Source organism: Anoxybacillus sp. MB8, from assembly GCF_011006755.1.
Lineage (GTDB): Bacteria > Bacillota > Bacilli > Bacillales > Anoxybacillaceae > Anoxybacillus > Anoxybacillus gonensis.
Window position 1 is genome coordinate 1 of sequence record NZ_RXXX01000124.1, and the last position, 522, is coordinate 522.

The 522-nt window shown below is 56.1% G+C and carries 6 tRNA genes; all 6 read right to left on the bottom strand.

The annotated features are described in order from the left end of the window. Positions 1–3: 3 nt before the first annotated feature. The 6 genes from EKC99_RS15420 to EKC99_RS15445 all read right to left on the bottom strand — a co-directional run bounded on the left by EKC99_RS15420 (position 4) and on the right by EKC99_RS15445 (position 521). A tRNA-Pro gene (locus EKC99_RS15420) sits at positions 4–80 on the bottom strand. Between the two features lie 20 nt (positions 81–100). Next, positions 101–177: transfer RNA gene (locus EKC99_RS15425), tRNA-Arg, on the bottom strand. Positions 178–185: 8 nt separating this feature from the next. Next, a tRNA-Leu gene (locus tag EKC99_RS15430) sits at positions 186–271 on the bottom strand. Between the two features lie 10 nt (positions 272–281). After that, positions 282–356 (bottom strand) — tRNA-Gly (locus EKC99_RS15435). Positions 357–360: 4 nt separating this feature from the next. Then, positions 361–441, bottom strand: a tRNA-Leu gene (locus EKC99_RS15440). 4 nt (positions 442–445) lie between these two features. After that, positions 446–521: transfer RNA gene (locus tag EKC99_RS15445), tRNA-Lys, on the bottom strand. Between the last annotated feature and the right edge of the window lies 1 nt (position 522).

Here is a 522-nt window from a genome sequence, read left to right on the forward strand (position 1 = left end):
AAATGGTCGGGAAGACAGGATTCGAACCTGCGACCCCATGGTCCCAAACCATGTGCTCTACCAAGCTGAGCTACTTCCCGTCCTCATTACGATATAAACATGGCGCGCCCGAGAGGATTCGAACCCCTAACCTTCTGATCCGTAGTCAGATGCTCTATCCAATTGAGCTACGGGCGCATATAAAGTGCCGAGGGCCGGACTCGAACCGGCACGGTAGTCACCTACCGCAGGATTTTAAGTCCTGTGCGTCTGCCAATTCCGCCACCCCGGCATAGGCATGTTGGAGCGGAAGACGGGACTCGAACCCGCGACCCCCACCTTGGCAAGGTGGTGTTCTACCACTGAACTACTTCCGCATTATGCGGGTGGAGGGACTTGAACCCCCACGCCAGAGGCGCCAGATCCTAAGTCTGGTGCGTCTGCCAATTCCGCCACACCCGCATCATGGTGAGCCATGGAGGACTCGAACCTCCGACCCTCTGATTAAAAGTCAGATGCTCTACCTACTGAGCTAATGGCTCA